This window comes from Oceanobacillus sp. Castelsardo (assembly GCF_001659985.1).
GTDB lineage: Bacteria > Bacillota > Bacilli > Bacillales > Amphibacillaceae > Oceanobacillus.
Map to the genome: position 1 here is coordinate 1 of NZ_LYCS01000025.1, position 1,018 is coordinate 1,018.

2 rRNA genes are annotated in these 1,018 nt (G+C 48.1%); both read left to right on the plus strand.

Annotated features, from left to right (window positions below):
• Positions 1–282 (plus strand): 16S ribosomal RNA (locus A9178_RS18280); the annotation flags it as partial.
• 147 nt (positions 283–429) lie between these two features.
• Positions 430–1,018 (plus strand): 23S ribosomal RNA (locus A9178_RS18285); the annotation flags it as partial.

The window sequence follows — 1,018 nt, forward strand, 5'->3', positions numbered from 1 at the left end:
AAACCGTGAGGTCAAGCAAATCCCATAAAACCATTCTCAGTTCGGATTGTAGGCTGCAACTCGCCTACATGAAGCCGGAATCGCTAGTAATCGCGGATCAGCATGCCGCGGTGAATACGTTCCCGGGTCTTGTACACACCGCCCGTCACACCACGAGAGTTGGTAACACCCGAAGTCGGTGAGGTAACCTTTTGGAGCCAGCCGCCGAAGGTGGGACCAATGATTGGGGTGAAGTCGTAACAAGGTAGCCGTATCGGAAGGTGCGGCTGGATCACCTCCTTTCTAAGGAATTATACGGAAACATACTGGTTTGTTTGGTTCAGTTTTGAGAGAGTAAATCTCTTTAAAACTTTGTACCTTGAAAACTAAATAAGAGTAAACAAGACATCAAACTTTAAAGCGATAAAAACGCTTATTCATTGTAAACTTAGTTAAGTGAATAAGGGCGCACGGTGGATGCCTTGGCACTAGGAGCCGATGAAGGACGGGACTAACACCGATATGCCTCGGGGAGTTGTAAGTAAACGTTGATCCGGGGATTTCCGAATGGGGAAACCCACTGTTCGTAATGGAACAGGACTTATACTTTAATACATAGGGTATAAGAGGCACACCCAGGGAACTGAAACATCTCAGTACCTGGAGGAAGAGAAAGCAAATGCGATTTCCTAAGTAGCGGCGAGCGAAACGGAAACAGCCCAAACCAGAGAGCTTGCTCTCTGGGGTTGTAGGACACTCCATCGGAGTTACAAAGAAATTCTTTAGACGAATCAACCTGGAAAGGTTAGCCAAAGAGGGTAACAGCCCTGTAATCGAAAAAGAATTTCCTCCGGAGTGTATCCTGAGTACGGCGGAACACGTGGAATTCCGTCGGAATCCGGGAGGACCATCTCCCAAGGCTAAATACTCCCTAGTGACCGATAGTGAACCAGTACCGTGAGGGAAAGGTGAAAAGCACCCCGGGAGGGGAGTGAAAGAGTACCTGAAACCGTGTGCCTACAAGTAGTCGAAGCGCGTT